We start from the raw sequence: 1,400 nt of genomic DNA, 5'->3' as shown, positions 1-1,400 counted from the left end.
GCGCCTACGATTCTCCGGCATAGCCTTCTTTGGTTCCGCAGTCGAAGTAGTAGTTATTCCTGGGTCCGAACCAGCCGACGGCGTGATAGTTGTTGTTTCCGTCGTAGATGTTGTCTGAGGTCCATGCGAATTTTTCGCTGGAGATGTGTCCGTCGCACCACACGACATTGACGCGGCCGTTGTGCCGGAAGTGGAGGCTGGGAGTGGCGAGACCCCAGTCGAGGTTGCCGGTGGGGTGGTCGCTGGTGACGAAGTAGGGGGGTTCCGCGAATCCATATTCGACGACGAATCCGCCGTCTTTGGGCATAGCGCAGTCCGCAAACATGATGGTTTCGGAGGGGCGGAAGATCCGGCTGTCTTTGGTGGTGGCCTCGGGGGCTTCCATGAAGTCGATCATATAGTATGCGCCGCCGACATAATAGGCGTTGTAGCCGTATCCGCCCGTGCCGGCCTCGAACGCTTCGGCGCCGACGTCGCCGATGGTGCGGTACTCGGTGAACTCGGGACATTCCTTGACGCGTCCGTCGGCGAGGTATTCGGCCAGGGGGCCTTTCTTGGGGTCGAAGGGTTGGTCGACGGCTTCGCGGACGCCGTGCCAGCGGTGGAGGTTGCCGCCCGGCAACCAGTTGTTGATGTCGAATGCGGCGGGCACGTAGTGGCCGTTGTGTTCGTTGGCGTACATGGTGTTGGCAAGGTAGAGCTGGCGGAGGTTATTGACGCATTGGACGCTGCGGGCCTGGGCGCGCGCCTTGCTTAAGGCGGGCAGCAACAATGCGGCAATGATACCGATGATGCCGATGACGACGAGGAGTTCGATGAGCGTGAAGCCCGTCGAGTGAATCCGGAGTTTTGAGGCGGCAGCAGGTCTCATATCGCGTGAGGTCCCTTTCTCGGGCGCGGGGCGCCCGTGGTTGCAAGAGACGCACGTCACACACGCGGCGATGGTTGGCGGCTTCGGGGAAAAGGGGAGAAGGATGGTGAACGAGCCTTCCTGCGCAACCCTCTTCGCGAAGTTGCCGCATGCGGAGCGTGCGCCCGTGGGCAGGTCTTCTGGCTTCCGGCTCGTTCTACTTGCCGCGCCTTCCCATCTCGGAGGAGACAGTGGCTTTGCCGCGGCGTTGGTCCCCGGTCACAGCAGCGCGTCTGCGGCGGATTTTCACCGCGCTTCCCTATGCCCACGCGCTTGGTTCCTATGTCTGAACACAGTATAGGCCCGGGGACGCGACAGGTCAAGCAGCGCCCCGATCGCCGGATAAGAAAGCCCTCGCTGGAGGGATCGTATTGTCTCCATAAAGACAGGAATGAACTCACACGGAGACACAGGGAACACGAAGATGGAATCCTCCGAAAAAGAATGAGATAGGAAGCATCATTGTGGCTTGCGCGGTGGCGCTTCATCG

General features: G+C 60.7%; 1 protein-coding gene and 1 riboswitch. The gene reads right to left on the bottom strand.

The genetic code is table 11. From position 1 onward, the window contains the following. Positions 1-4: 4 nt before the first annotated feature. Positions 5-871, bottom strand: a complete 867-nt coding sequence (locus PLJ71_18460; GenBank protein HQM50677.1) for a prepilin-type N-terminal cleavage/methylation domain-containing protein — start codon at positions 869-871, stop codon at positions 5-7. A gap of 151 nt (positions 872-1,022) precedes the next feature. After that, a riboswitch (cobalamin riboswitch) is annotated at positions 1,023-1,209 on the bottom strand. Between the last annotated feature and the right edge of the window lie 191 nt (positions 1,210-1,400).

The sequence above is a fragment of the Candidatus Hydrogenedentota bacterium genome, from assembly GCA_035416745.1.
Taxonomy (GTDB): Bacteria; Hydrogenedentota; Hydrogenedentia; order Hydrogenedentales; family SLHB01; genus UBA2224.
Note: the sequence above shows the minus strand (reverse complement) of the source record. Positions and strands in the feature narration are given on the sequence as shown.

Coding starts and splice junctions, on each gene's coding strand:
- PLJ71_18460 (HQM50677.1), bottom strand. CDS start 871: ATGAGACCTGCTGCCGCCTCAAAACTCCGGATTCACTCGACGGGCTTC.